Annotated in this window: 1 protein-coding gene; it reads left to right on the top strand. The window is 32.3% G+C overall.

What is annotated here, in order from left to right:
- Positions 1–57: 57 nt before the first annotated feature.
- A partial coding sequence (locus E1176_RS20835; protein WP_155208577.1) for a hypothetical protein occupies positions 58–387 on the top strand: 330 nt, incomplete at its 3' end.

Genomic DNA, 387 nt, shown 5'->3' with positions numbered 1-387 from the left:
GTATCTAAATGCATTTAAATTCGAAATTTGACACCAAACCTGCCACCTGACTTCAAAATGATCAATATAAGCTTCTTTCAAAATTCTCAAAAACAGAACTCTAAAAATGAAGCTCCCATTTTTATGACCTTGACTTATAATGGCCATAGGATTAGAAAAGCTGTCAAAGGAGCTAAAGTAAAAATTTCAGATTGGAATTCAATCAGATGTAGAGTAAGGAAAAAGTCCACTAACTCAAATGGCATTACCTCAGACCTAATAAATGCCAAATTAGAGGAATTAGAAGAGAATATTCGAAAGATAAATAAGGTTGTATTAAGAGAAAATATTCGCCTCTCTGACGAATATATACTTAGTAAACTAGAACACCCAGAATCGATTGATGTA

It is taken from the genome of Fulvivirga aurantia, from assembly GCF_009711475.1.
Taxonomy (GTDB): domain Bacteria; phylum Bacteroidota; class Bacteroidia; order Cytophagales; family Cyclobacteriaceae; genus Fulvivirga; species Fulvivirga aurantia.
Note: the sequence above shows the minus strand (reverse complement) of the source record. Positions and strands in the feature narration are given on the sequence as shown.